Annotated in this window: 25 protein-coding genes; 19 read left to right on the forward strand and 6 right to left on the reverse strand. The window is 46.8% G+C overall.

The window, feature by feature from the left end; all coding sequences use genetic code 11:
* The first annotated feature begins 739 nt into the window (after positions 1 to 739).
* A complete protein-coding gene (locus tag BP97_RS0109515; RefSeq protein WP_028548885.1) occupies positions 740 to 1,009 on the forward strand; it encodes a hypothetical protein in 270 nt (89 codons plus the stop codon).
* A 9-nt stretch (positions 1,010 to 1,018) separates the two neighbouring features.
* Here the strand turns inward: BP97_RS0109515 and BP97_RS0109520 are convergent, their stop codons facing one another.
* A complete protein-coding gene (locus BP97_RS0109520) occupies positions 1,019 to 1,741 on the reverse strand; it encodes a hypothetical protein (RefSeq protein ID WP_028548886.1) in 723 nt (240 codons plus the stop codon).
* A gap of 292 nt (positions 1,742 to 2,033) precedes the next feature.
* On the opposite strand from BP97_RS0109520, the gene BP97_RS0109530 reads away from it, so the two are divergent.
* Positions 2,034 to 2,489 (forward strand): GNAT family N-acetyltransferase, encoded by a 456-nt coding sequence (locus tag BP97_RS0109530; RefSeq protein ID WP_028548887.1) that lies wholly within the window; start codon positions 2,034 to 2,036, stop codon positions 2,487 to 2,489.
* Positions 2,490 to 2,749: 260 nt separating this feature from the next.
* On the opposite strand, the gene BP97_RS0109535 is transcribed toward BP97_RS0109530, so the two are convergent.
* The gene (locus tag BP97_RS0109535; protein WP_028548888.1) at positions 2,750 to 3,088 is read right to left on the reverse strand and encodes a hypothetical protein; all 339 of its coding nucleotides are present in this window, start codon (positions 3,086 to 3,088) and stop codon (positions 2,750 to 2,752) included.
* Positions 3,089 to 3,289: 201 nt separating this feature from the next.
* Between BP97_RS0109535 and zwf the strand changes: the two genes are divergently transcribed.
* The 5 genes from zwf to BP97_RS0109560 all read left to right on the forward strand — a co-directional run bounded on the left by zwf (position 3,290) and on the right by BP97_RS0109560 (position 9,316).
* Entirely contained in the window at positions 3,290 to 4,810 is a 1,521-nt protein-coding gene (gene zwf, locus BP97_RS0109540; RefSeq protein WP_028548889.1) for a glucose-6-phosphate dehydrogenase, read from the forward strand.
* 240 nt (positions 4,811 to 5,050) lie between these two features.
* A complete protein-coding gene (locus BP97_RS0109545) occupies positions 5,051 to 6,115 on the forward strand; it encodes a metallophosphoesterase family protein (protein WP_028548890.1) in 1,065 nt (354 codons plus the stop codon).
* Positions 6,116 to 6,146: 31 nt separating this feature from the next.
* Entirely contained in the window at positions 6,147 to 7,724 is a 1,578-nt protein-coding gene (locus BP97_RS0109550; RefSeq protein WP_442952360.1) for a peptide chain release factor 3, read from the forward strand.
* A 53-nt stretch (positions 7,725 to 7,777) separates the two neighbouring features.
* Complete coding sequence (locus BP97_RS0109555) at positions 7,778 to 8,275, forward strand: CcdC protein domain-containing protein (RefSeq protein WP_028548892.1); 498 nt, start codon at positions 7,778 to 7,780, stop codon at positions 8,273 to 8,275.
* Between the two features lie 276 nt (positions 8,276 to 8,551).
* Positions 8,552 to 9,316 (forward strand): YheC/YheD family protein, encoded by a 765-nt coding sequence (locus BP97_RS0109560; RefSeq protein ID WP_028548893.1) that lies wholly within the window; start codon positions 8,552 to 8,554, stop codon positions 9,314 to 9,316.
* Positions 9,317 to 9,419: 103 nt separating this feature from the next.
* On the opposite strand, the gene BP97_RS0109565 is transcribed toward BP97_RS0109560, so the two are convergent.
* Complete coding sequence (locus tag BP97_RS0109565) at positions 9,420 to 10,898, reverse strand: sensor histidine kinase (protein WP_028548894.1); 1,479 nt, start codon at positions 10,896 to 10,898, stop codon at positions 9,420 to 9,422.
* Positions 10,899 to 10,900: 2 nt separating this feature from the next.
* Positions 10,901 to 11,614 (reverse strand): response regulator transcription factor, encoded by a 714-nt coding sequence (locus BP97_RS0109570; protein WP_028548895.1) that lies wholly within the window; start codon positions 11,612 to 11,614, stop codon positions 10,901 to 10,903.
* A 254-nt stretch (positions 11,615 to 11,868) separates the two neighbouring features.
* On the opposite strand from BP97_RS0109570, the gene BP97_RS0109575 reads away from it, so the two are divergent.
* From BP97_RS0109575 to BP97_RS0109590, 4 genes are all read left to right on the forward strand, one after another.
* Entirely contained in the window at positions 11,869 to 12,891 is a 1,023-nt protein-coding gene (locus tag BP97_RS0109575; protein WP_028548896.1) for a LacI family DNA-binding transcriptional regulator, read from the forward strand.
* Between the two features lie 122 nt (positions 12,892 to 13,013).
* Positions 13,014 to 14,174 (forward strand): Gfo/Idh/MocA family protein, encoded by a 1,161-nt coding sequence (locus BP97_RS0109580; protein WP_028548897.1) that lies wholly within the window; start codon positions 13,014 to 13,016, stop codon positions 14,172 to 14,174.
* Positions 14,175 to 14,192: 18 nt separating this feature from the next.
* The gene (locus BP97_RS0109585; protein ID WP_028548898.1) at positions 14,193 to 14,918 is read left to right on the forward strand and encodes a ThuA domain-containing protein; all 726 of its coding nucleotides are present in this window, start codon (positions 14,193 to 14,195) and stop codon (positions 14,916 to 14,918) included.
* Positions 14,919 to 14,971: 53 nt separating this feature from the next.
* The gene (locus tag BP97_RS0109590; RefSeq protein ID WP_028548899.1) at positions 14,972 to 16,075 is read left to right on the forward strand and encodes a Gfo/Idh/MocA family protein; all 1,104 of its coding nucleotides are present in this window, start codon (positions 14,972 to 14,974) and stop codon (positions 16,073 to 16,075) included.
* A 149-nt stretch (positions 16,076 to 16,224) separates the two neighbouring features.
* Here BP97_RS0109590 and sspI read toward each other — a convergent pair whose 3' ends face one another.
* Positions 16,225 to 16,428 (reverse strand): small acid-soluble spore protein SspI, encoded by a 204-nt coding sequence (gene sspI, locus BP97_RS0109595; RefSeq protein ID WP_028548900.1) that lies wholly within the window; start codon positions 16,426 to 16,428, stop codon positions 16,225 to 16,227.
* Between the two features lie 155 nt (positions 16,429 to 16,583).
* Between sspI and BP97_RS0109600 the strand changes: the two genes are divergently transcribed.
* The 8 genes from BP97_RS0109600 to BP97_RS0109635 all read left to right on the forward strand — a co-directional run bounded on the left by BP97_RS0109600 (position 16,584) and on the right by BP97_RS0109635 (position 24,479).
* Entirely contained in the window at positions 16,584 to 17,243 is a 660-nt protein-coding gene (locus BP97_RS0109600) for a potassium channel family protein (protein ID WP_028548901.1), read from the forward strand.
* 9 nt (positions 17,244 to 17,252) lie between these two features.
* Positions 17,253 to 18,071 carry a TrmH family RNA methyltransferase gene (locus BP97_RS0109605; protein ID WP_028548902.1) on the forward strand — a complete coding sequence of 273 codons (819 nt, stop codon included), beginning with the start codon at positions 17,253 to 17,255 and terminating at the stop codon, positions 18,069 to 18,071.
* A gap of 437 nt (positions 18,072 to 18,508) precedes the next feature.
* Positions 18,509 to 18,805 carry a hypothetical protein gene (locus BP97_RS0109610; protein ID WP_028548903.1) on the forward strand — a complete coding sequence of 99 codons (297 nt, stop codon included), beginning with the start codon at positions 18,509 to 18,511 and terminating at the stop codon, positions 18,803 to 18,805.
* 230 nt (positions 18,806 to 19,035) lie between these two features.
* Positions 19,036 to 19,638 (forward strand): serine O-acetyltransferase, encoded by a 603-nt coding sequence (locus tag BP97_RS35775; protein ID WP_036745681.1) that lies wholly within the window; start codon positions 19,036 to 19,038, stop codon positions 19,636 to 19,638.
* Positions 19,639 to 20,054: 416 nt separating this feature from the next.
* Complete coding sequence (locus BP97_RS0109620) at positions 20,055 to 21,029, forward strand: ABC transporter permease (protein WP_197035441.1); 975 nt, start codon at positions 20,055 to 20,057, stop codon at positions 21,027 to 21,029.
* A gap of 15 nt (positions 21,030 to 21,044) precedes the next feature.
* Positions 21,045 to 21,911: a carbohydrate ABC transporter permease gene (locus BP97_RS0109625; RefSeq protein WP_028548905.1), complete on the forward strand. Its 867-nt coding sequence runs from the start codon at positions 21,045 to 21,047 to the stop codon at positions 21,909 to 21,911.
* A gap of 54 nt (positions 21,912 to 21,965) precedes the next feature.
* A complete protein-coding gene (locus BP97_RS0109630) occupies positions 21,966 to 23,516 on the forward strand; it encodes an extracellular solute-binding protein (RefSeq protein WP_036745682.1) in 1,551 nt (516 codons plus the stop codon).
* Between the two features lie 36 nt (positions 23,517 to 23,552).
* A complete protein-coding gene (locus BP97_RS0109635) occupies positions 23,553 to 24,479 on the forward strand; it encodes a TauD/TfdA dioxygenase family protein (protein WP_028548907.1) in 927 nt (308 codons plus the stop codon).
* Positions 24,480 to 24,520: 41 nt separating this feature from the next.
* Here the strand turns inward: BP97_RS0109635 and BP97_RS0109640 are convergent, their stop codons facing one another.
* Positions 24,521 to 24,967 (reverse strand): hypothetical protein, encoded by a 447-nt coding sequence (locus tag BP97_RS0109640; RefSeq protein WP_028548908.1) that lies wholly within the window; start codon positions 24,965 to 24,967, stop codon positions 24,521 to 24,523.
* Between the last annotated feature and the right edge of the window lie 68 nt (positions 24,968 to 25,035).

Consider the following 25,035-nt stretch of genomic DNA (forward strand, 5'->3'; position numbering starts at 1 on the left):
TTTATTATATGTTATATATAATAACATAAATTATGCTTATTACAATAATATTCATAAGTTTGTCTATTGAATGTGTTATCATACATAACACTCGGAACAAGGGCGGAATGGTATGAATAACAGTGTGAAAGTGAGAAGTAACATGAATTTAAAATCGATGAGTTGTTTTTATAAGTGTAGACGTAGAAAGCGATTGGAGATAATAAAGCATAAACATTTATCTAGGATTATCGAGGTTTCGAATCCAACTTGTTGTTCAAATTCAAAATATTAGGTAGAGAAGTTCACATATTCGGGTAGAGATTAAACACTAAAATGCTGTCGTCAGAAAACGAAGGTTTGACGAGAAATTGAAGGATTCGACTCAGACATTCAATCCAATATGTAAAGCAAGATCTTTGTCGGGAGGCAGCTAACAAAAAGTGATTATTTCCGGGGAAATTGACAAAAGGCAAAATCGCGTCAAATCGACTCGATTTTGCGCCAGCCGATCTGCAAATCATACTAAATAGGTCGTTTAAGATGCCGCTTCTTCTTTAAAAAAGAGAAACCGGCATCTTATTGAGGAAATATTCGTAATGGGCGAAAGAAAATCATACTTTGTTTCGTCTATATATGTAGGGAAATGAATTGTAAAAAACGTTCTGAGAATAATTCGAGAGTTCTTTAAACGAAATAAATTGACTGGGAACAAGCTGCTTGAGCAGTCAGGCAATCTGTCAATAAAGGAGAGTGGAAGATGTCTGTTCATGTAGTTGAAGACAGAAGGGTGTCTGTGCCACTGAATAACATAGAAAAAACGGTGGTACTACGGCGTTATGAAGAGTACTGCTATCAGATAGCCTTCTTTATGCTGAGAAATGAAGGGTTAGCGATGGAGGCGACCAAGCAAACGCTGACAGCATTGTATAAATGCAGAGAGTGGTTTGAAATGACGGAGGATGGACGTTTGGCTAAGGCGAAGCAGGCTGCTTTAATGCATTCTCTCGAAGCTAAAAAGCGCGGCTAAAGCCGCGCGTTATAAGTATTGGTTCAGAAGAATTCCGGTAAGAGGGATGGGAAGATAAGTGTTTACCTGGCTGCGCTCCCATTGTCGAAAGGAATAATTCGTAATCGACTTAAAAGGCGGTTGTCCTTTGTCGATAAACTGCTCAGGCGGCAAGGCAAGAAGGCGGCTGGCTGCTGAGGACAGGATGGTTGCGAAATCACCTGTCTTGGTTAGGTCGAGTTGGTCCTGATCCGACAGGTCGTTCATCTGCAGTATTCCATCGTTCATTTGTCGAATGCCCAGCTGTTCCAGCGGTACAGAAGATAGATCGCCCAGCGCCTTCTGTATGGTCTTGCTGCTTATGGATCGCGAGGTGGAGGCAATAGCATTATGAAGATTGTTATAGCTTTGGACCAATTCCACAACCTGTTGTTGTTGGAAGGTGGTCTTTTTTTCATTTGTAGCTAAAGAGGAATCGGCATCGGCTTCCAGATCTGGTTCAGCTTTGGACTCATGAGTTAGTGATTGGGCCGAATCCTTGACTTGACCTGCAGCGGACAATACACGGGATAACTCTTGCGCAGCAAATAGCGCAAAAGGATCGAAATCATTTCGAACCACAGGAGACGCATTCGAGGGTGCAGAGGAAAAGGTAGACAAGAGTCGTGAGCGGCGCTTCCAAAGTTCCTCACCGGAATGCCACAGGGCATTGGTACGATAAGTTCGAGCCACTTGAGAGAGCTTGTTCAGCATGCTTCAATACCTCCGCATTCATTAAGAAATCAGATGGTTCTATTATACATAAAGTTTCGGATTCCGTAAATTGGAACTTGACATAATCGTAAATACTACTGTATGATATAGAATTAACTTGGAAAAAGGGGCATTTCGTCATGGATTGGGTACAAACGGCCGTTATTGTGGTTGTCGTTATCGTTTGCGTGCTGTTTCTTGCCTTCGTCGGTAAAAAATATTTGAAGTAATAGCAGAGCTTCCTGTCGCTTCATAGAATAAAGTAATTTCTTTATTCCGGGAGGCGACGCCAGTGATCCGAAGACGAAATCCGCGTCAGGATGATAAAGTGATATTGGAGCTGGTAGAGCTGCTGTTGCTGCCATACGCCCGATTGACTCAGCCGGAATTGCGTGTCACGCTTCCATTGATAAGAGAGCGCTTGAAGGGAAGCAGCACCTATGTTTCTTCCGGGGGAGGCGGCCGTACACCAAGCGGATTTATTACACTTCGCAACGACAGGGAGTCGGTTAATATCGACATGCTCGCCGTTCACCCGAGGGCACAAGGCAAAGGAATCGGTTCGAAGCTTATGGAGCATGCGGAGCGCTTCTCCAAGCTGGCCGGCAAAGATGAAATTCGGCTGTGGGTAGACGATACGAATGCCCAGGCACAGCGTTTCTATGCTTCTAAGAACTATGTACCGATTCAATATAACAGCTTGATTCGCTGCTATCAATTATCAAAACGTCTCCATTTGAAGGAATAATAACTCCATAAGCAAGGTCTTCGCTGTGATTGGGCGGGACCTTTTTTACCATATAGGAATGGATACGTTTGGCAAAGTGCACGACCGCGACAAACTTTGGAGCCCAAGGGACAGGCAGTTTACATAGTTTCTTCAATTTACCCGATTGACGGGAATACGAATCATGAAATTCCAGCGCTCGGTTCTTATAGAACCTCGGCGGAGGAGAGAAGAGCTCTCTCATCCGCCGGATGTTGAGAATACATTGCAGCAGCAGAGGCTTATACTAACAAGAACAGCAGTGCTATGAAAGAAAGATCAAGCGCTAATTCGCCGCCAAAAGGGGAAAATCCAGTTTCAGGGCCTGGGGGTAACGCGGAAACCGTTGCTTTCGTTTTTGCTCTGATCTTAGGTTTCTTTGATTTGGTATCGGATCTTCTGGAGCTAATTGATTCGGTCGTTGCTGCAGCCGGGGTTCCCTGGCTGTTCAAAATGAGCTTACCGTTATCGTATCTGCTAAGAACGCCCACCAATTCACTGCCGTCTCTTAAAATAATCAGCACAGGCTTGCCGTAATGTTCCCGGCACGTATCCTCGTTAATGGGATGAATATGTTTCATTGTTTTCAACACCTCCGTCATCATGTACACTCTAGTCTATGCGCAACGTCTGCGTGCGTTTGGATAATGGCCTAGAGGTTATGCGCCTATTTTGCATGACGAAAGCATTGAATCCTGAGCCGGATTTCGTTATGCTTATAGAGTTCGTAACTTGGATTAGTAAATGCTAGAAAAAAATACATATGAAAGAATGATGAGAAGATGACCAATACGGTGTTTTTCCTTTTCGGAGCAACGGGCGATTTGGCCCGCCGCAAGCTGTACCCTGCGATTTATAGCTTGTATCGCGAGCGTAAATTGGGAGATCGCTTTGCCGTGATCGGTTTAGCGAGACGTTCGAGAACAAATGAGCAATTTCGTGAGGATATTCTGGATTCAATTAAAGAATTCGCCCGTTATAACGTAACGAAGGACGAGCAGTGGGAGTCCTTTGCAGAGCATTTCGAATATATGTCTCTGGACATTAACAATCCTCAAGCGTTCAGTGATCTGCGTCATGTAGCGGATCGACTTGACGATAAGTTCGACGTAGGCGGCAATCGCTTGTTTTATTTGGCGCTAGCTCCTGAATTGTTCGGCAGCGTTTCTCATAACCTGCAGGCGGGCGGATTGCTCGAAACACCGGGTTGGGCACGCCTTGTTATTGAGAAGCCTTTCGGCTACGACTTGCCGTCCGCTGAGAAGCTGAATGCGGAAATCCGACAAGTGTTTGAAGAAAAGGATATTTACCGCATCGACCATTATCTTGGCAAGGAAATGGTTCAAAACATTAGTGTCGTACGTTTTGCCAATGCCTTTTTCGAGCCATTATGGAACAATAAATACATTTCGAACATTCAAATCACTTTGAGCGAAACCGTTGGCGTAGAGGAACGTGGTGGTTATTACGATCATTCCGGGGCGCTGCGTGATATGGGACAAAACCATATGCTGCAGATGCTGGCCATGATGGCTATGGAGCCGCCTAGCCGTCTTTCGCCGGAAGATATCCGCGATGAGAAAGTGAAAGTATTCCGCTCTCTGCGCGGCTTCCAGACGGCAGCTGAAGCTCGGGCAAATACGGTCCGCGGCCAATATGTAGCGGGTACCAGCAAGGGGAATCAGGTACCGGGGTACCGTGAGGAGGATTCCGTCAATCCGGAGTCGACAACGGAAACTTATTTTGCCGCTCGCGTATTCGTAGACAATTTCCGCTGGGCAGGAGTTCCTTTCTACATCCGGACAGGCAAGAGATTGCCGGTAAAAACAACAGAAGTCGTAGTCGAATTCAAAAATGTACCTAATAATGTATACCTGTCTAAAAAACATAAGCTGGAGCCGAACCTACTGGTGTTCCGAGTGAACCCGATGGAAGGGATCTATTTTAAAATGAACGCGATGCAACCGGGATCCGAAGGGACGATCGTACCTGTAGCTATGGATTTCTGCCAAAGCTGCCAAGTCGGTCTGAACACGCCGGAAGCTTACGAGCGTTTGCTGCATGATGCGGCTCGTGGAGATTCAACCTACTTTACTCGTTGGGATGAAGTCGCATTGGCTTGGAAATACGTGGATAAAATTGCTGCGGCATGGGGAGAGCGCACGGACAACCTGCACTTGTATCCTGCAGGAACATGGGGACCGGATCAAGCACAGAAGCTATTGTCTGAGGACGGCTTCAAATGGTGGCCGGTTAACGGGCAGGACGAGGGAGAAGTGGCGTGGGAGTTCACGCAGCGCTAATCCATAGTCTCATGGAATTCACGCTTTAAATCGCGACGAAAAGAAAAGTGAAAAATTCGCAGGGCCGTACTTAACGGGTACGAGCCCTGCTTCTTTGTTGTTTAATCCTTTAGCGTAGATTGGCAATGAAAAAGTGTGCAACCAAACGGATAAACAGATATAATAAAGAAACGCATTTCATGGTAAAATGAACGTGGAATAACAAAGATAGAATGATCTTACTCAGGGGGAATTCACAACATGTCCCGTCGGGCTTTTATCCGCTGGATGCTTGGATTGATTGTTCTTATTGGTGCAGCAATTACAGGTTTATTCAAACTGCTGCATCGACCGGAAGACGCAGCGCAAGCAGCTCAAACGAGCACTGATGCAGAACCAAGGTTGGCTGAGCAAGAGCCGCCGGCTTCCAAACCGGAGCCTGCCAATGATAAGGATCCGCTATTTTCTTTTATGATTCTAAGCGATCTTCATGTTTCGGTATATGATCCTAACACGGTCAAGCATATGAAGGAAGCACTGGAGGATATGAAGCAGTTCGAGTCTCCGATAGAAGCACTGATGCTTACCGGTGACTTGACTGATTTTGGGGGAGCAGACGGATACAAGGAGCTGCAAAAGCTGCTGTCTGCCTACAAGCTGCCGCCGATGTATGCGAACATGGGCAACCACGATTATTACGATATTTGGGTAGACAAGAAAGGTGCATTTAATAAAGAAACGATGCCCAACGGGAAGACCGATTGGCAAGCACGTGAGCGTTTTCAGAAGTTTTTTAATCTGAAAAGCATTTATAATGCCGCCCAAATTAACGGTTTTCCTGTCATCCTGCTATCCCAGGAGGCCTACATGCAGGAAAAGCCGGAGGTTGGAGAAGGAGCATGGTACTCTGACGAACAATTGGATTGGTTCAAAAATCAGCTGGCACAGCATAAGGATGGTAAGCCGATCTTTGTAATGACCCACCAACCGCTGCCTCCGATCGGTTCCGATGGAGGTACGCATCAGCTGATCCCCGCCAAGAAGTTCCGGGAAATTTTGAAGCCTTATAAAAATGTATTCGTATTTTGCGGACATAGACATCAAGATTTCCAGAATGGGGCAGAGCATTATGTAAAGGAAACATTCCATTACTTCCACAACTCTTCGGTCGGCAGGGTGTTGAACCGCAATTTCGATAATGCGGGCAAGGACAAATCACAAGGCTTATATGTTCAAGTATATAAGGATAGAGTCACTGTGCGCGGCCGTGAATTCAGCAAACGGACATGGTTGAAGGAAGCGGATTGGAGCTTGAAGTTAACTTAACGATAAGGAAGGAATTACAGATCTTATGAGCATGGAAACAAAGCAAAAAATGATAGAAGAGGTACAAAAACGCCGTACCTTCGCGATTATTTCTCACCCCGATGCAGGGAAAACGACGCTGACTGAGAAGCTGCTGTTGTTCGGGGGAGCCATCCGCCTGGCGGGTACTGTAAAAGGCCGTAAAGCCAGCAAGCACGCAACCTCCGACTGGATGGAAATCGAGAAGCAAAGAGGGATTTCGGTAACCTCGAGCGTTATGCAGTTCGATTACGAGGGACATCGCGTTAACATTCTCGATACGCCGGGTCACCAAGACTTTTCTGAAGATACGTACCGTACTTTAACAGCGGCGGATAGCGCCGTCATGCTGATCGACTCGGCCAAAGGGGTCGAGGCTCAGACGAAGAAGCTGTTCCAAGTATGCCGCAGACGGGGCATTCCGATTTTTACGTTTATTAATAAGATGGACCGTGAAGGTCAAAACCCTTTTGATCTTCTGGAGGAGCTAGAGCAGGTGCTTGGCATCCGTTCCTATCCGATGAACTGGCCGATCGGCTCCGGTAAGCAATTCCGTGGAGTATACGATCGTAAAATGACGCAAGTGGAGCTGTTCCAGGGCGACGATCACAAGGAGATTCAAGTACGCAAGGTGAGCGGATACGATGATCAAGTGGTTAAGGAAATAGCCGGAGAATTTTTCTATGATCAGCTCGTGCAAGACCTGGAGCTGCTGGACGTAGCGGGCGATGAGTTCGATTATGAGAAGGTGCGTTCAGGTGAACTGACTCCTGTCTTTTTTGGCAGTGCGATCAATAACTTTGGAGTGCAAACGTTCCTCGAAAACTTCCTGCAATTGGCGCCAAAGCCAACGCCACGCAGCAGCAGCGAGGGCGAAATCGATCCGATGAACGAGAAGTTCACCGGATACATCTTCAAAATTCAAGCGAATATGAACCCGGCTCACCGTGACCGGATTGCCTTCCTGCGTATTTGCTCAGGCAAATTCGAGCGTGGGATGTCCGTTAAGCATGTACGTGCCGGCAAAGATATTAAGCTGTCTCAGCCGCAGCAATTCCTTGCACAGGACCGCGATATCGTGGAAGAAGCATACCCCGGGGATATTATCGGGTTGTTCGATCCGGGTATTTTCCGGTTGGGAGACTCCCTCAGCCAAGCAGGTAATATCGAATTCAGCGAGCTGCCGACCTTCTCACCGGAGCTTTTCTCCAAAGTAACCGTGAAGAATGCGCTCAAGCATAAGCAATTTCAAAAGGGCGTCGATCAATTGACCGAGGAAGGAACGATTCAGGTATTCCGTACTATCGGATTCGATGATCTGATTCTCGGTGTTGTAGGCCAGCTTCAATTCGAAGTATTCGAGTACAGGATGAAGGCGGAGTATGGCGTCGATGTTCAGCTGCAGCGCACGAACTTCCAGTTTGCAAGATGGCTTATCGATGAGCAGGTCGATCCGGGCAAGTTCCGTATTAATTCCCAACTGGTTCGGGATAAGAACGACAACTATGTCGTCTTGTTCGAGAGTGAGTATGCCATGCGCTCGGCTATGGAAAAAAATCCTACAGCGAAATTTTTGGAAAATGCGCCTTAAACGTTTGGCATGAAGAATCAAGAGGGTAATGAATCCGTTAGGAGGGTGATCACTTGCAGCATTTAGGACCGACGCTAGGGATAGCTCTGCTTGTAGGATTCATGATCTACCGAAGGACGAAGCGGACCATTGGCTTACAGAAGATCGTACGATCCCGGCTTATTTTTCGGATCATTGTGTTCGGATTATTGGGGTGTATGTTTCTGTACCTGGGAGTGCTACACCCTATTAACCTTCTTGCCGATGGTGTTGGCTTGATATGCGGCTTGGTGTTGGGGCATTATGCGATCAAGCATACACAATTCGAACGACAAAGCGATGGTATATACTATCGTACGCATCTATGGGTCAATATAGCGGTTCTTGCTCTATTGGTAGGCAGAATCGCCTACAGACTGTTAGTGATGTCGTCGCAGGGAGCTGTGGATTATAATCCTTCAGCAAATCCGATGGAGATGTACGGGAAAGACCCATGGACAATCGGTATATTTTTCGTGCTTGTTTCGTATTACATCCGATTTTTTACCTTTTTGCTGTCAAAGGGAAAATAAATGGTTTCTAAGCTTTGGCCCAATCCTTATGGATTGGGTTTTTTGTTGTTCTTAAGTGTCAGCGCCCAAACCGGAACGATAGGCGAAGCATACAATATCCTGTTTGATCGACTTGTTGGGCAGGCGATATATTGGATGCGGATACGAAAAATGTGCGTATATCCCTCGGGCTCAGGGCGAGCGATTACATGAATGCGTTCGACAGGAACGCTATGACGCAATACTTCATATAGATGGATGAAACCGCGGCATTGGAGGAAAAGAAAGGTGGATGACATGAGTAAAAAGTATAAGCGGTATGTCGTCAGTAAATGGACGAAAACATGTGTGTTGAGTGAAAATTCCAAAATCCGTTCACACATTCCCCCTACGGAGAAAATGACACATTCCTCTCTGAAAAGTATGCTGGATAAGTACCGTATGGTGTACATTAAACCGGACAAGGGAACATTCGGTATCGGAGTAATGAGAGTAGATGTAGAATCTGACCATGCAAAACCTATATATCGTTATCAAAGTGGGGCGGATATTCGAAGATTTTCTTCTTATGACGATATGTACGAATCGATCAGGAGGCTGACAAATGATCGGTTGTACCTGGTTCAAATGGGCATTCACCTGACCAAATACCGCAATCGTCGCTTCGACATTCGTGTTCAAGTACAGCAATCGCCTCAAAATAAATGGGAAACAACCGGTGTTATAGGACGTGTCGCCCATCCTCAAAAAGTCGTTACGAACATTCATAACGGTGGCCAAATCAAAGCGATTGAGACATTAATGAAAGCTTACATGCCGGGAGATAAGCAAAAGCTGTTCATTCGAAGCTTGAAAAAGCTAGGGAGACTAACAGCGGAGGAAATGTTTAAGACATATAAAGGAATTAAAGAGATCGGCTTGGATGTGGCATTGGATAAAGATCTGCATCCTTGGATCTTGGAAGTCAATACGAATCCCGACCCGTACATTTTCAATCGATTGAAGGATAAAAAGATGTATAGAAAAGTATATCGTTACGCGAAAGCGTATGGAAGAGTGTAACAAGGCTATTGTGGCTTAATGAAAAAATCCCGTATCCTTAATGTTGTTAAGGAGCGGGATTTTGTATTTGCTGAAATGAAACCCAAATGCAGTTTGTTCTGAATCAATTTGCGCTTTCCTCATCTTCTGCTGGTGGCGGTGGTGAATCACTCTTGGGCAGCGTAATGAGAAATTCGCTTCCGATGCCTGGGGTGCTTTGGACCTCGATAGTTCCTTGGTGAGCTTCGACCAGCCTTTTAACAATGGACAGCCCTAAGCCGGTTTCACTGTTACTTTTACTTCGGGAAGGATCCGCTTTATAGAATCGCTCCCAAATGTACGACAGCTCTTCGGGTGTCATGCCCTGACCTGTATCCGAGATTTGAATCCGTGTTTCTGCTGCGGTTTCCAGCCCTCTTAGGCGAATAGAGCCGTAATCTGTAAATTGAATGCTGTTCTTAACGAGGTTAATAAGTATTTGCATCAGCCTGTCATAATCGCCGTAAACAAACACCTCCGGCTCGCATTCGATAATTATAGGAAGATGCTTTGCCTCGAGCACGATTTCCAATGATTCGGATACCACTTCCATCAATTCTCTGAGCGGTATCCGTTTTTTGTGCAGCGTGATCATTCCGTTCTCAATCTTTTCCATATCGAGCAGCTCATTAATAAGCCGGATGAGACGAAACGTTTCTTTCTCTATGATGCCATAATACTTTTGTTTGTCCTCAGGCTGGGTGACGAGATCGTTCTTTAACCCTTCAATAATCCCGCGTATGGAAGTTAAGGGGGTGCGCAGCTCATGGGTGACATCCAGAATCAACTGCCGTCGCAGTGTTTCGTACTGGTTCAATTTCTTGGAGGAAGCTTCTAATTGAGCGGCCATGGAGTTGAAATCAAACGCTAAATCCCCTAGCTCATCGGTCCGAGTGACGGGCAGCCTGGTTTCGTAATGTCCTGCAGCAATCTGACGGGTTGCACGTCGAAGAGGCTGAATGCTCTTGCTCATATTACGTGAAATCAACAGGCTTACGATGACGGCCAGCACGAAGACGATAGCGATCATGTACAGCAAAGCTTTGTTGAAAGACTGAACCGTTTCCTGATAACCGTGGAGGGGGGAGAAGACGAACAGGTACATATCCCCCTTCTGGCTTTTAGGACGGATAGGTTTGCCTAGAACGACTAAAGGCTCCTCGGTATTCCGGTTCACAATAAAGCTTTCGTTATCCTTAAGATTGAAAATTTTGGCTTTAAGTCCGTCTAGAAAAGGTTTAGAGCGGTAGGTGCTTGGCATCTTGGGATCGCGGAACACCATTTCACCTGTTTTATCGAACAGGATGAAGGAAATTTTGCGCTCGACGAGTAGAGTACGGTAGGCTTGAATGGCCGGAACAGGTTCATCCTCTTCACGACTCAGCATTCTAGAAATAACCTTGGCTGTAATGGTCAGTTCCTCAGTCTCCGCATGGTAAATCTGCTGCTTCGTATAGTAGGCGAATCCGAAGCTCATCAAGCCTAGGATAAGAAGAGAAACGATAAGATAGCTTAAAAAATGGCGTTGAAAAAAAGTGAAACGGTAGCGCTTCTTGCTCTTCATCCTTACTCCTCCAGCTTATATCCGACTCCCCAGACCGTAACAATTAACGCGCAATCCGGTGTCGATACTTTGTTGCGCAGCCGTTTGATATGTACATCCACTGTACGCTCTTCTCCGATGTAGTCGTAGCCCCATATGCTTTCGAGCAATTGCTCGCGGGTAAATACTTTCTTCGGATAGCGAACGAATAGGCAGAGCAGATCGAATTCCTTAGGTGTCAAGTTAGTAATCTCATGGCCTTGTATAATGGCCGTTCGGGATTCGAGCTGAATGGTGATGAACTTGTGCTTAAGAGTACTGAAGCCGGAAGGAGAGTCTTCTTGAACGGAAGCTAGCTCTCGCTGCTCAGCTGCGCCGATATGGTAGCGCCTTAGCACCGCCTTCATCCTGGCAATCAGCTCCATTGGACTGAATGGCTTGGTCACATAATCGTCTGCTCCAAGCTCCAAGCCTTTGATTCTATCCCGCTCTTGGTCACGCGCGGTAAGTAATATAACTGGCGTCTGATGATTCTGCCTCAGATCCCGGCACAAGCTGATGCCGTCTTTTCCCGGGAGCATCCAGTCCAAAATAACGAAGTCCCAGGATTCCTCGTCGATACATCGCTGTGCCGTAATTCCGTCGTTCACAAAAGTAGTATGGTATTGTTCCTTTTGAAAAAAGAGTTGCAGCATTTCACATACGGACAGGTCGTCCTCGGCTACCAGCAGCTTCACGGAAAACACTCCTTGAATTCGTTGTTATCATTACTTCAAGAATAGACGCTTGCGTGACGAATATCAACATTAGTATCGGTTCTTGAGATTCGATAAATTAGACGATAAACAATTGACAACTTCTGGGATGCATGAGAAAATGAACGCGTGTACATAATGAAATTCAAAAATAGGTTTCTATTCGTAGGATGGGACGGAATTGTTCTGCAAGGAGAAATGATTTCGCCAAATTTTAAGAAAAGGAGAGAACGCATATTGTAACGAGGAAGGAAGTCGCTGAGCTAGCGCGCGTATCTGAAGCTACCGTTTCCCGAGTATTTAACGGCTTAGGGCCGATGAAGGAGGAAACGAAGCAGAGGGTTCTGGAAGCAGCGAAGACACTTAACTATCATCCCAACGCGATTGCTCAGAGCTTCGCCCGCCGCAGAAGCGGCAATTTGGGCGTTGTTCTTCCCTATGTGCCAAAAGTCCATTTGTTTTCAACGTATTTTTTCTCTGAGATATTAAGCGGTATAGGCTCAAAGGTACGAGAGAAAGGCTATGATTTGTTGTTGATGTTCCGATCTCCAGAGGATGAGAGCGAATATACGGATATTTTCCGTTCGCAGAAGGTGGATGCCTGTATCATTCTGGGTGCCGGTGATACGCCTCGGGAGAGGGAGCAGTTGAAAAAGCTGGAATCGGCAGGAAACCCTTTCTTCCTAGTGAATCAGCATTTTGCCGGGGAGCAGTTCAACGAAGTGGATGCGGATCACACGGGGGGAAGCTACCGTGCTGTTAAATATTTGTTGGACGAAGGCTACAGCAGAATTGCGTTCCTGAATGGTTCTCCGCAATTCTCAAGCAGCGGCGATCGCTGGCATGGCTACAAGCTGGCTATGGAGGAAGCGGGGATCGATTCGATGCAGTATCAGAAATGGTACTATGAGGGCAATTACAGCCGAACAAGCGGTTACCGCGCAGCCAATCAAATGGCTGAGCAAATCTCCGAGCTCGATGCTGTATTCTCCGCTAATGATCGAATGGCTATCGGCTTGATGCAGGGGCTTCGCGAACGGGGCCTCGAGGCAGGGCGAGACTTTGCCGTCATCGGCTGCGATAATTCCGATGCAGCTAGAGTAACCGATCCGCCGCTTACGAGCGTAGCGGTACCGTTCTACGAGATGGGCAGTCTTGCGGCCGAGCGATTGCTGGAACAGCTTGGCGGAGAGGGCGGAGGATTTCAGCTTAAGCTGGATACGGAGCTCATCGTTCGACAATCAAGTTCGAAGCGGTAGCTAGAAGAAGCACGGTAGCTGCGATGGCAGCGCGTTCTTAAAGCTCCATATGGGGAATGAGCTAGTTGATTCTCAGTGCTATGGTGCTTAATTAACGGTAACCTTTAACTGGAGGATGAAGGATGAAGCAGTTCAATATCGGGATGGTTGGCTACAAATTTATGGGTAAGGCACATAGTCATGCTTATCGTGATTTACATATGTTTTTTCCAAAAGTGGCGAGACCAGGGATGAAGCTGATTTGCGGCCGCGATGAGCAGGGCGTGGCTCAGGCTGCAGAGCAGTTCGGCTGGGAAGGCTACGTGACTGATTGGCGCGAGCTGCTTAAGCGGGATGACATCGATCTCATCGATATTAATGCTCCTAGCGATGCCCACAAGGAAATCGCGTTGGCAGCCGCCAAAGCGGGCAAGCATCTGTTCTGCGAGAAGCCGCTTGCGCTGACGCTTGAGGATTCCCGTGAGATGCTGCAAGCTGCAGAAGAAGCCGGCGTAAAGCATATGGTTGGCTTCAATTACCGCTTCGCTCCTGCCGTGCAGCTGGCCAAGAAGCTGATAGATGAAGGCCGGCTCGGAGAAATCTATCATTTCCGTGCCTGGTTTCTTCAGGACTGGATTGTTGATCCGGAATTTCCGCTTGTTTGGAGGCTGCAAAAGGAAGTAGCCGGCTCCGGCTCCCATGGCGACTTAGGTGCGCATCTTATCGATTTGGCGCATTATTTGGTTGGAGGGATGACAGAAGTCATCGGTATGAGCGAAACGTTCATTAAAGAGCGTCCCCTTCCTACCTCGATGACGGGCTTAAGCGCCAAAGGAAGTAAGGATGCGCCAAGGGGCCCTGTTACCGTTGATGATGCGACGCTGTTTATGAGCCGTTTTGAAAACGGGGCTCTTGGCAGCTTCGAAGCAACCCGGTTTGCTCCTGGACACCGCTGCACGAATTCTTTCGAAATCAACGGCAGCAAGGGCAGCGTGAAGTTCGACTTCGAGAGAATGAATGAGCTGCAGGTGTATTTTACCGACGATGCGGCTGACGTACAGGGCTTCCGTCGTGTTCTTGCAACCGATGCTGCACACGCTTACATGGATGCGTGGTGGCCCGCGGGTCATACGATTGGCTATGAGCATACATTTGTGCATGAGGTTGTGGAGCTGATGCAAGCTCTGGAGGAGGATCGCCAGCCTGTTCCTAATTTTGTGGATGGCGTGAAATGCCAGGAAGTATTGGAAGCCGTGGACCGTTCGATAGCCGAGCGGCGTTGGGTAAAAATCGAGGAAGTGTAGAGAGGAGCGTGAAGTGGCATGAAAAAAGCGTTAATCGTGCAAGGCGGTTGGAAAGGTCACGAGCCGAAGGAAGTGTCCGACATCTTCCGCAGTGTGCTGGAGGAGGCTGGATTCGAGGTTGAGGTATCCGATACATTAGAAGCATTCGCCGATGCGGATAAGCTACTCTCGCTCGACCTTATCGTTCCGGTATGGACGATGGGTGAGATTACGAAGGAGCTGGTCAAGAACGTTTCTGAAGCGGTGCAAAAGGGTGTTGGCATCGCTGGGTGCCATGGCGGCATGTGCGATTCATTCCGCAGTAACGTCGATTGGCAGTTTATGACCGGTGGGCAGTGGGTAGCTCATCCGGGCAATGATGGTGTCGAATATGTCGTTAATGTGAAGCATAGCTCCAGTCCTCTGGTAGAGGGTATCGCTGATTTTACGGTTAAAAGTGAGCAATATTATTTGCATGTCGATCCGGCGGTAGAAGTGTTGGCAACGACTAGGTTCCCGGTTGTTGAAGGACCGCACTCGTTAAATAAAGCGGTGGATATGCCGGTTGTATGGACCAAGCGCTGGGGAGTAGGCAGAGTGTATTACTGCTCGCTCGGGCATCATGCAGATATTGTGGATATGCCGTCGGTTAAAGAATTAATGCGCCGCGGCTTCTTATGGGCAGCTGAAGGCAAGCAAGCAGAAGCTCGAGAGGGATTTGCATCAGGGGGAAGCAAGTATACGGGCATGGGTGATAGTAACTAGCGGTCAGCTTCATCATGTTGACCATTCGTACTTATGGGGAGGCCATTAATCGTATGGAAAAGGTAAGAATCGGTATCATAGGATGCGGCAAAATCAGCAGCATCTATTTTAAGAACTGCAAGTCATTTGACGTATTAGAAGTAAGGGCCTGCGCGGATTTAAATGTAGCCAGGGCTCAAGCGAGTGCTGCCGAATTCGAGATTCCAAAGGCCTGCTCGGTCCAAGAGCTGTTGGCTGATCCAGAAATTGATTTGATCATTAATCTTACGATTCCTGCGGCACATGCCGATGTGTGTATTCAAGCGTTGGAAGCCGGGAAGCATGTGTACGTAGAGAAGCCCCTTGCTGTAACTCGTGAAGAAGGTCAGCGCATTTTGGCAGCCGCCAAAAACAAAGGCCTGCTGGTCGGAAGCGCGCCCGATACGTTCCTCGGCGGTGGCATCCAAACCTGCATCAAGCTTATCCAGGATGGGTGGATCGGAATTCCTGTTGCAGCTACAGCTTTCATGATTGGACGCGGGCATGAGCATTGGCATCCCGATCCCGAGTTTTATTATGCTCCAGGGGGCGGACCCATGTTCGATATGGGACCTTATTATTTGACCGCGCTGGTGGCTATGCTAGGACCTATTCAAAGAGTGACGGGCTCGGCCAAAATTTCCTACCCAGAACGTACGATTACAAGCCAGCCGAAGTTCGGTCAAACGATCCAGGTACAGACTCCAACCCATGTTGCTGGCGTTATGGATTTTCACAGCGGAGCTATCGGGACGATCATCACCAGCTTCGATGCATTTGGCGGGGCGCAAGTGCCGCGCATTGAAATTTACGGTAGCGAGGGCACTCTGAGTGTGCCTGACCCTAACACGTTTGGAGGACCGGTTTATGTCCGCCGTAAGGACGCCAAAGAGTTCAGTGAAATTCCATTAATGTACGGCTATTCGGATAACAGCAGAGGGCTCGGAGTGCTCGATATGGCCTATGCGATTAAGAATGGACGAATCAACCGTGCTAACGGCGAGCTCGCATATCATGTATTGGAAGCAATGCACGGATTCCACGATGCGTCGAACGATGGCAAGCATTACATTATGCAAAGCAGCTGCGAGAAGCCTCAACCGATGCCATCGGGATTAGTGAAGGGGTTATTGGACTAATCACATAGCTTACTTATGAAAAAAACCGCGAGATGAAGGCACAACAACGCGCGCAAGCTAAGATCGAAAAGCTTGTGTGTACGTGTACCCTATCATTATCGCGGTTTTATTTCGTTGTTCCTCCATACACAGAACGCAAGGAGCGGGACTTATGTCAGATGCTGCTTTAAGGTACTCACCAGCTGAGCTTGTGTGTCCGGATTGCTGTGCTGCCAAATAATTTCGAACAACACGCCGAGGCCTGGCAGCACTTGCTCCTGCCCGCCGATTGAATCTTCAATAACCCCAAAGAGCTCCTCATTGTCTTTGTCGGTAACGCGTTGAATGACAGCCTGTCTCAGGTTTAAGTTCATGGAAGTATCCTCGCTTTTCATCACATGGTTTACCCGATTACTATGCTCCAAAAGAGCTCCGTTCATGCTCCGTTATGCTGCGCACTTTTTATGGTATAATAAAAAGAAACAGTACTGAAAATGCGTTTACAGCGAAAACTTAAGGGGTGAGTTCCATGAAAAAGCAATTCGCCGTGATCGGAATGGGGCGCTTCGGTTCCAGTGTAGCGAAGACGCTGTCTGACCTTGGCTATGAGGTGTTGGCCATTGACAGCAGTGAGCAAAGAACACAAGAGATTTCGAATATAGTGACGCATGTTGTGCAGGCGGATTCTACGGATGAAGAGGCGCTTCGTTCCTTGGGACTCCGCAATTTTGACGTTGTCATTGTGGCAATTGGACAGGATATTCAGTCAAGTATATTGACGACCATTATATTAAAAGAAATCGGTGTGCCTAAAGTTGTCGTTAAAGCTCAAAATGAGCTTCATGGTAAAGTGGTGAAAAAAATCGGTGCGGATAAAGTCATTTATCCTGAACGGGACATGGGACAACGGGTTGCGCATCATTTGATCTCATCCAATATATTAGATTATATCGAGCTGTCCGATGCCTACAGCATTATCGAAGTTCAGGCTTCTCGTACCCTCGTAGGGAAAAATCTGCGGCAGCTGGATATTAGAGCCAAATACGGCTGTAACGTTATGGCAATTAGAACCGGTTCCCACATGAATATCGCACCAAGTGCGGAGGATTTGATCCGGGAGCAAGACGTGCTTGTTATTGTAGGAAAAAATGAAGATTTAAATCATTTCGAAAAAACATTTGCGGAGTAGGCTGTAGTTATGACATTGTTGGAATCATCGATCACATCTGTCCAGAATGCCCGTGTCAAAGCATGGGCGCAGCTGCTGGACAAGAAAGGCCGTGACAAGCAAGGCCAGTTCATTATAGAAGGCGTGCATTTGGTGCAGGAGGCCTTGGAATCAGGTGCAGCAATCGATTCCTTAGTCGTCGCTGAAGACCGGCAGCACGAGCTTCCCGCCGGGATGCTGGAGCAGGCCATTGAAGCGGGGATAGAGTGCATTGCAGTAAGCGAGCAGGTGCTCGCCAAGTGTACGGACACTTTGACACCTCAAGCGGCATTCGGCGTGCTGCCCAAGCTCAGTTGGGCACAGGAGGATTTGCTCGGCGCAGAGGCGCCAGGTCTCGTTGTTGTTATTGACGGAATCCAGGACCCCGGCAATCTTGGAACTATCATCCGCAGCGCAGATGCGGTAGGAGCAACAGGAATATTACTTGGGCGCGGCACCGTGGATTTGTATAATCCCAAAACGGTCCGTTCCACGATGGGATCATTATTCCATCTTCCGATTGTGCAGGGAGGAGACTTGCGGGAGGCACTTCCCCAAGTGTCCTCGCAGGGCGCAGCCATTGTGACGACAAGTCTGCAAGGCCAGCGGAGCTGCTATGAATACGACTTCCGCCAACCCGTCTGGTTCGTAGTCGGTAATGAAGGGCAGGGTGTCTCGGCGGAAGTGTCTGCCTTGGCGACGGAGCATATCATTATCCCGATGCAAGGTCGCGCGGAGTCACTGAATGCCGCGATGGCCGCGACGGTAGTGCTTTTCGAGGCGATGAGGCAGCGGGGGCTAAGCAGCTAATCGTTTCTGTTCAACCTATCTTGATAGCTATCTTCTGCTCAAATAACTTTCTCAAACTCACCGAAGACTGGAAACTGGTCGATTCTTTCCTCGATCAATGTCCAGTCTTTTTCTAATCCACATATGTACTGATGATTGAAATCAGGCTCATCATCTCTGGAGCGAACATCTCGTAATAACCTGCGTAAGTTTTAGATTCTCTTGTCATCAGATGTCCTTAGTCTTTATCAACTGGACCTACTACTCTACTTTTACATATACTCAGCTATCTTCCAAACATAATTAATTTCATCGTTCAGAGCTTGCATATTAGGTTGCTTGCTCATTATTAGCGAATAGTTGTGGTTTAGTATAGAACTATAAGGGTAATAAATGGACAACTTCATTAGTTCCTCATGAAAGAATGAAGTTTAAAAAAAGGTGAAAGGATGATTAGTATGTTGACCACTAAAGATTTGCATAAGACAAATGAGAGTGTTGAAGAAACAGGGAAATATGTATGTGCAGCAGGAGAGACCAGGACTCTTGAGAAAGGGCAACAATTCCCTGATTGTCCTGTAACAAATACTGCGACTACTTGGAGACATGCTGATCATCAGCATAAAACAGGAGATAAAGTCACTGAATCCGGTAGCTATACGGATAAAGACGGGCAGAGGATAGAATTGAAACAAGGAGATGTATTCCCAAGCTGTCCTAGATCCCATCAACCAACATCTTGGAAGCATGCTTAAGAACATATTATCTGAAATACTCAATTAGAATATAGAGGACGCTGCCTACACCAAGTGCGGGTAGCGTTCTTTTTTTATTGTAATTGCAGAGAGAAAATCTAGAAATGTTCCAGGAATTTAATAGATCAATACTAAAAATATGTATTGTTCTTTATAAAGAACGGTGATATTCTTAATAAAGGAAATATTCGGAATGAAAGTTATAATTTTAAATAAAAGGGGTATACAAAATGCAATTGAAAGAGCTCAAAGAGTTGTGGTTATCTGATCTTCATCGTTACGAAGAATCCATGCAAGTGAATATGAAGAAAGTATTTTATCGCCAATTCCAGTTTGCAGGGTTCCATTACATGTTTTGGCTTCGACTATGCAAATATTTAAGCACGAAAGGTAAAATCTGCTTTCCTTTTTATGCATTTTCCATGCTGGTGCTTCAACATTATAAGTACAAATACGGAATATCTATTTCTCCTAAGACCGGAATTGAAAAAGGACTTTATATTGGTCATTATGGCGGTATTGTAGTCAACAGTGGGGCCAAAATAGGCAATAATTGCGTTATCATGCAAGGCGTAACCATTGGTGCAAGCAATAGGGGGAAGAAAAAAGGAGTACCCACGATTGGCGATAATGTATATATGGGCACAGGATGTGTGATCATTGGCAGCGTAAAGATTGGCAATAACGTCGCAATCGGAGCGAATTCAGTTGTGACCACCGATGTTCCTGATAATGCCGTTGTAGCTGGAATGCCTGCCGAAATAAAGTCATTTAATGGGTCTGACGGTTACATTGGCTTTCCTTACCCTATCAAATCATTAAAAAGTTCATAAACCTATGAATCACGAAGTACAAGTAAGCTGATCAAGCTTAAAGCGAACCAACTTTACTGTTTCCGGTAGCACGGTGTCGTTATCTGCATTGCCGATTTCGGAGCACCAGACAAGAGCATATTGAATTAACGGCAGCCATTTGGGGGAAATGTTTCACTGCCCATAAGGCTGCTTGTTTTTTTGTATTCAAGCTACCATGCGGCTAGAGAGCCAAATGGAAGCCGGAAAATGTTATGATGAAAAAGTGGTTTACAAAACATAAAATCAATGATAAGATCCATTTATCAAATATCCAAGTATATTTATTGGAATTAAATGAATTAAAACCACATAGTCCTTGTCGACTAGTTAACTGGAGACACAACGAAGCTTGCCTTTGTTGTGTCTCTTTATGTTTATAAAAGGGGGGATCATGAGTGTCTTATGCCGATGGGGAATACAGGGTTGGAGCCAAGAGACTCATCCCGAGCAACACGTTAAAAAAGAAACCGAAGCTATGGAGCTATATATGGCTTCACCGTTATTTATACTTTATGCTGGCTCCGGCGATTATTTATTACATCACTTTTCATTATGTTCCGATGTATGGAGCTGTTGTCGCTTTTAAAGATTTCAGCATAACGAAGGGGATACTGGGCAGCGATTGGGCGGGCTTGAAGCATTTTAACTATTTATTCTCACAGGATAAGTTTTGGCAGGTAATTACTAACACCATCATTATTAGCCTGTACCGGCTCACCTTTGGCTTTCCGGCACCTATTATCGTTGCTTTACTATTAAATGAAGTAAGGCTGAAGCTGTTCAAACAGACGGTCCAGACGGTAATTTACTTGCCGCATTTTATATCGTGGGTCATCCTTGGCGGACTTATGATCAATCTGCTGTCAACGGATAACGGTGTCCTCAATAACATCATCAAAGCATTGGGAGGGGCACCTGTCGGCTTCATGAGCGAAGAATCGTATTTCCGCGGTACCCTCGTTTTTTCAATGATATGGAAGGAATTCGGTTGGAATACGATCATTTACATGGCGGCGCTGGCTGGTATCAATCCTCAGCTGTATGAAGCAGCTGTAATGGACGGTGCTAATCGATGGCAGCGCTTGGCACATGTTACCCTTCCTTTAATCCGGGGGACGATAATCCTGCTGTTGATTCTCAGGCTGGGCGGAATCATGGAGGCCGGCTTCGAGCAAATCTACGTTCTATATCATCCGGGAGTGTACAATGTGGCGGATATCATCGATACCTATGTGTACCGTATCGGCTTAACGGAAGGGCGGTTCAGTCTGGCTGCGGCAGTAGGGCTGTTCAAGTCTTTGATTAATTTTGTGTTGCTGGTCATTGCCAACAAGCTGGCAAGAATGATGGGAGAACAGGGGGTTTACTAATGAGGAGGAAACGGTATGAACCGCATCGGAACGGCCGGCAAGCTGTTTAACACCTTTAACTATGCGCTTCTAAGCTTTTTAGCGCTCATCACGATCTATCCTTTTTGGGACACTTTGATCGTATCGGTCATTCCGCTGGATGAATACTTGCATTCTGCCATCCATCTCTGGCCCCGAAGCTGGACGTTCGAAGCTTATACTTATCTTTTCTCCATGAAAGAGCTGTGGACGTCTTACGGAGTGACATTATTTATAACTAGCGTCGGTACGGCTATCAATATGATATTAACCGTCATGGCTGCCTACGCGCTGTCCAAACCGCAGTTAAAGGGCCACCGAGTCATTATGTTCCTTATTGTATTTACGATGATGTTCAGTGGAGGGATGATTCCCACCTATATGATCGTTAAAAATTTGGGCTTAATGAACAGCCTATGGGCGTTGATTATCCCAAGTGCCATAAATACTTACAATTTGATCATTATGAAAAATTTCTTTGCGACGCTGCCGGAAGGCCTTGTAGATGCCGCTCGGATCGATGGCTGCAATGATATGGGGGTGCTTTTTAAAATTGTCATTCCGCTTTCCATGCCTGCGATCTCGACCATTACCTTGTTTTATGCCGTGTCGCGATGGAACGAGTTCTTCAACGCTATTTTTTTCATAAGTGATAAAGATCTTTGGCCTTTACAGCTCTTCCTCAGAAGCATGCTGTTCGAGAATGAATCGTCATACTCGGGCGGCGGAGACAGCGTGTTCCTGCTGGGCCCATCCATTAAGATGGCGACGGTGATGGCGGCAACAATCCCGGTTATGCTGGTATATCCATTTTTTCAAAAATATTTCGTAAACGGCGTTATGATCGGCGGAGTCAAGGAATGATTCGGAAGATTACTGTCAGCATAGTACAGAAAAAGATTAATGGAGGGTCAAGAGATGAAAAGGAAAAAACGCAATATGAACAAGCTGTTCATTGGAACTATCGCATTCGCCTTAATGGCTGCAGTCGGCTGCTCGAATACACCGGCAAGTAAGTCATCTAACGACGGCGCTAATGGCGCCTCAAGCTCAAACGAGCCTTACGAGCTGACATACCTGACAACCGGAGACCAGGGGGCGAAGCCCCTGCAGCCCAATGACCGCATTATCGCGGAAATCAATAAACGGCTGAACATTAAGCTGAATGTCAAAATAGTACCCGAAAACGCTTTTGACAAAATCAATGTTGCCTTCGCCAGCGGGGATCTGCCTGATGTTGTGACGACTCAGTATCCCTCGGAGACCGTATCCCAGTGGATTAAGGAAGGGATCATTGTTCCTCTGAATGATTATCTAAAAGACACTCCGGCACTTAAAGCGAAGCTGGACGGTCTGAAATGGACGGCAATGGATGGGAAATATTACGGATATCCGTTCATCAGCCAGCAGGAGAAGTCCAATTATACGATTCAGTTCCGGCAGGATTGGCTCGAAAAGCTTAGTTTACAAGCTCCCAAAACATTGGATGAATTGTACAGCACGCTTAAAGCGGTTGTAGAGAAGGATCCGGATGGCAACGGCAAGGCGGATACATACGGTTTTATAACGAATAAGCCTATTGCAGGTGATGCGTTGACGGCCTTCGATTTTGTGTTTTACGCGTATGGCTTGCCTTATGGGGATTGGGCTCAGGATGAGAAGGGCAATGTGATTCCCCGATTCGAGCATCCTGCCTTCAAGAAGGGGCTTGTGGACTTGAGAAAATGGTACTCTGAGAAGCTGATCGATCCTGAGTTTATCGTATACGATCGTCCGTTGAAGGAGCAGAAGTTTTTCCAAGGCAAAGCCGGCTTTATGGATGGCCCATTGTTCCGGCATGTAAGCCGTATTGAGGGCAGCTTGCAGCAGGTTAATCCTGCAGGCAAATTAGGCTACGCTCCACCGCCAGCCGGTCCAGATGGAAAGCAAGGCATGGCTGTCAAAGGTAAAAATGCCTTTCTTACTTCCGTAACTAAAAAAGCTAAAAATCCGCAAAAGGCGGCGCAATTTATCGATTTCTTACTGTCCAAGGAGGGACGCGACCTGCTTCAATTAGGAATTGAGGGCGTTCATTACACTAAGCAGGGCGATAAAATCAACTATAACGAAGAAGAGCGGGCCAAGGACGGATTCGCCGCTAACGGTTGGTCCCACCCTCTAGCCTGGGGAAATGTCACATGGCCGATAGACGAGAACTACTTGCCGCAGACAGAGCCTAGAATTGACCGAGCGCTTGATTCCGTCAAAGTCGCTTCCCAATATATCATGCCTAATCTGATTAATAAGAAGACAGATGCGGATATCGAATTCGGCAAAGCGGTCAATGAAGTCTACAACCAATACCTGGTTAATCTGATTAACGGGAAGCTTGACGTGGATAAAGGCATTGCCGAGCTGGGACAAAAGTGGCGCCAAGCCGGCGGAGACAAATTGCTCAAAGATGCCAACGAAGAGCTGAAGAAAAAGTAGTCCTTTAAATTCACATAAATGAGAGGAGAATGTCCCATGTCCGAAATCTTAACGAATCAAGAACGTCCTTTAAAGCTGCCTGATCGAGGTATCAAGACGGGCGCACGTGTGCTTAACCGTTTACCTGAAGGGGCTGCAGAAAAGCCGTATACTCTGTTTGGCGTTACGCCTCTCGGCCCGCTTATCGGCGCTGAAATCACCGGTGTTGATTTGCGCAATCCAGTTTCCCCGGAGCTTAAGCAGGAGCTGAACCGAGCCTTATTGGAGTGGAAGGTTATTTTCTTCCGGGACCAACAGATAACAAGTGAGCAGCAACGAGCATTTGCCTCCCTATGGGGAGAGCTGGAAACTCATCCCTTCCTGCCCCAGGGGGATTCGGACGAAGTCGTCCGTTTTGCCAAAAATAATAAAACGGAAGGGAAAGAGAACAGCTGGCATTCCGACGTGTCCTGGAGACTGGAGCCTGCGCTTGGAGCTGTGCTTCGCCTTGTAGAAGTACCGCCGGCAGGAGGGGATACCCTATGGGCTGACATGGGGGCCGCTTATGACAACCTGCCGGACGAAGTCAAGGAACGAATCGATGGACTGACGGCGATTCACGACTTCACCCATGCATTCGGCGTCAGATTGCCGGCAGATGAATTGGCTGTTAAGCAAGCTGAATTCCCGGCAGCAGAGCATCCGATCGTTCGTACCCATCCGGAAACCGGACGTAAAACGCTATTTGTGAATCCTAATTTCACCTCGCGTATTGTCGGACTGGAGCCGGAAGAAGGCGAGCGGCTTCTGCAGTATTTGTTCCGGCAGGCGCATATTCCGGAATACCAGGTCCGTTTTCATTGGGAGAATCATTCGATAGCATTCTGGGATAACCGGGCGACTCAGCATTATGCCGTGAATGATTATTACCCGAATCGCCGTATTGCTGAACGTGTGGCTATAGCTGGCGACCGGCCTTATTAGAGCGGCTGTAGAAAGTCTTGATTTGCAAACTTAACATACCATTAACTAAAAACATTCCATACGATAATTTGTATAACTATCATAACTAAACCAAAGATTAATAATCCTTTACCGACACTACTCTTGTCCGGATCATCATTTAGAGCAAAGATTCCCCCAACGATCAAGCCTACGATTGGAATAATAAAGGTCACAATAAATAGCAGGATTACTGCACAGCCGTTGTCTGAAGAGGGTGCTGAATAATAACGATAGGATGTTTGAGCCGGTGAGGTGACGGTCATATGACCACAGAACCTGCACTTATAGGAGCCTTCTTCAAGCTTTTCTGAGCAATGGGAACAAAATTTCGTCTGTGCGGTTTTTGTCTTCTCGCTATTACGGGTTCCAAGAACCTTTGATCCTAGAAGCGGGTGACTGCAATTTCCACAAACCGCAGCGGTTTCCGGGTTTTCCTCGTTACAATTAGAACAAACGATATAGGCCATTTGTCGTCTCCAATGCATGTTTTGTAATAGGTTACCACTATATAAGAACAGTGTACCAAAGAATAACC

The sequence above is a fragment of the Paenibacillus sp. UNC451MF genome (genome assembly GCF_000686845.1).
GTDB lineage: Bacteria > Bacillota > Bacilli > Paenibacillales > NBRC-103111 > Paenibacillus_S.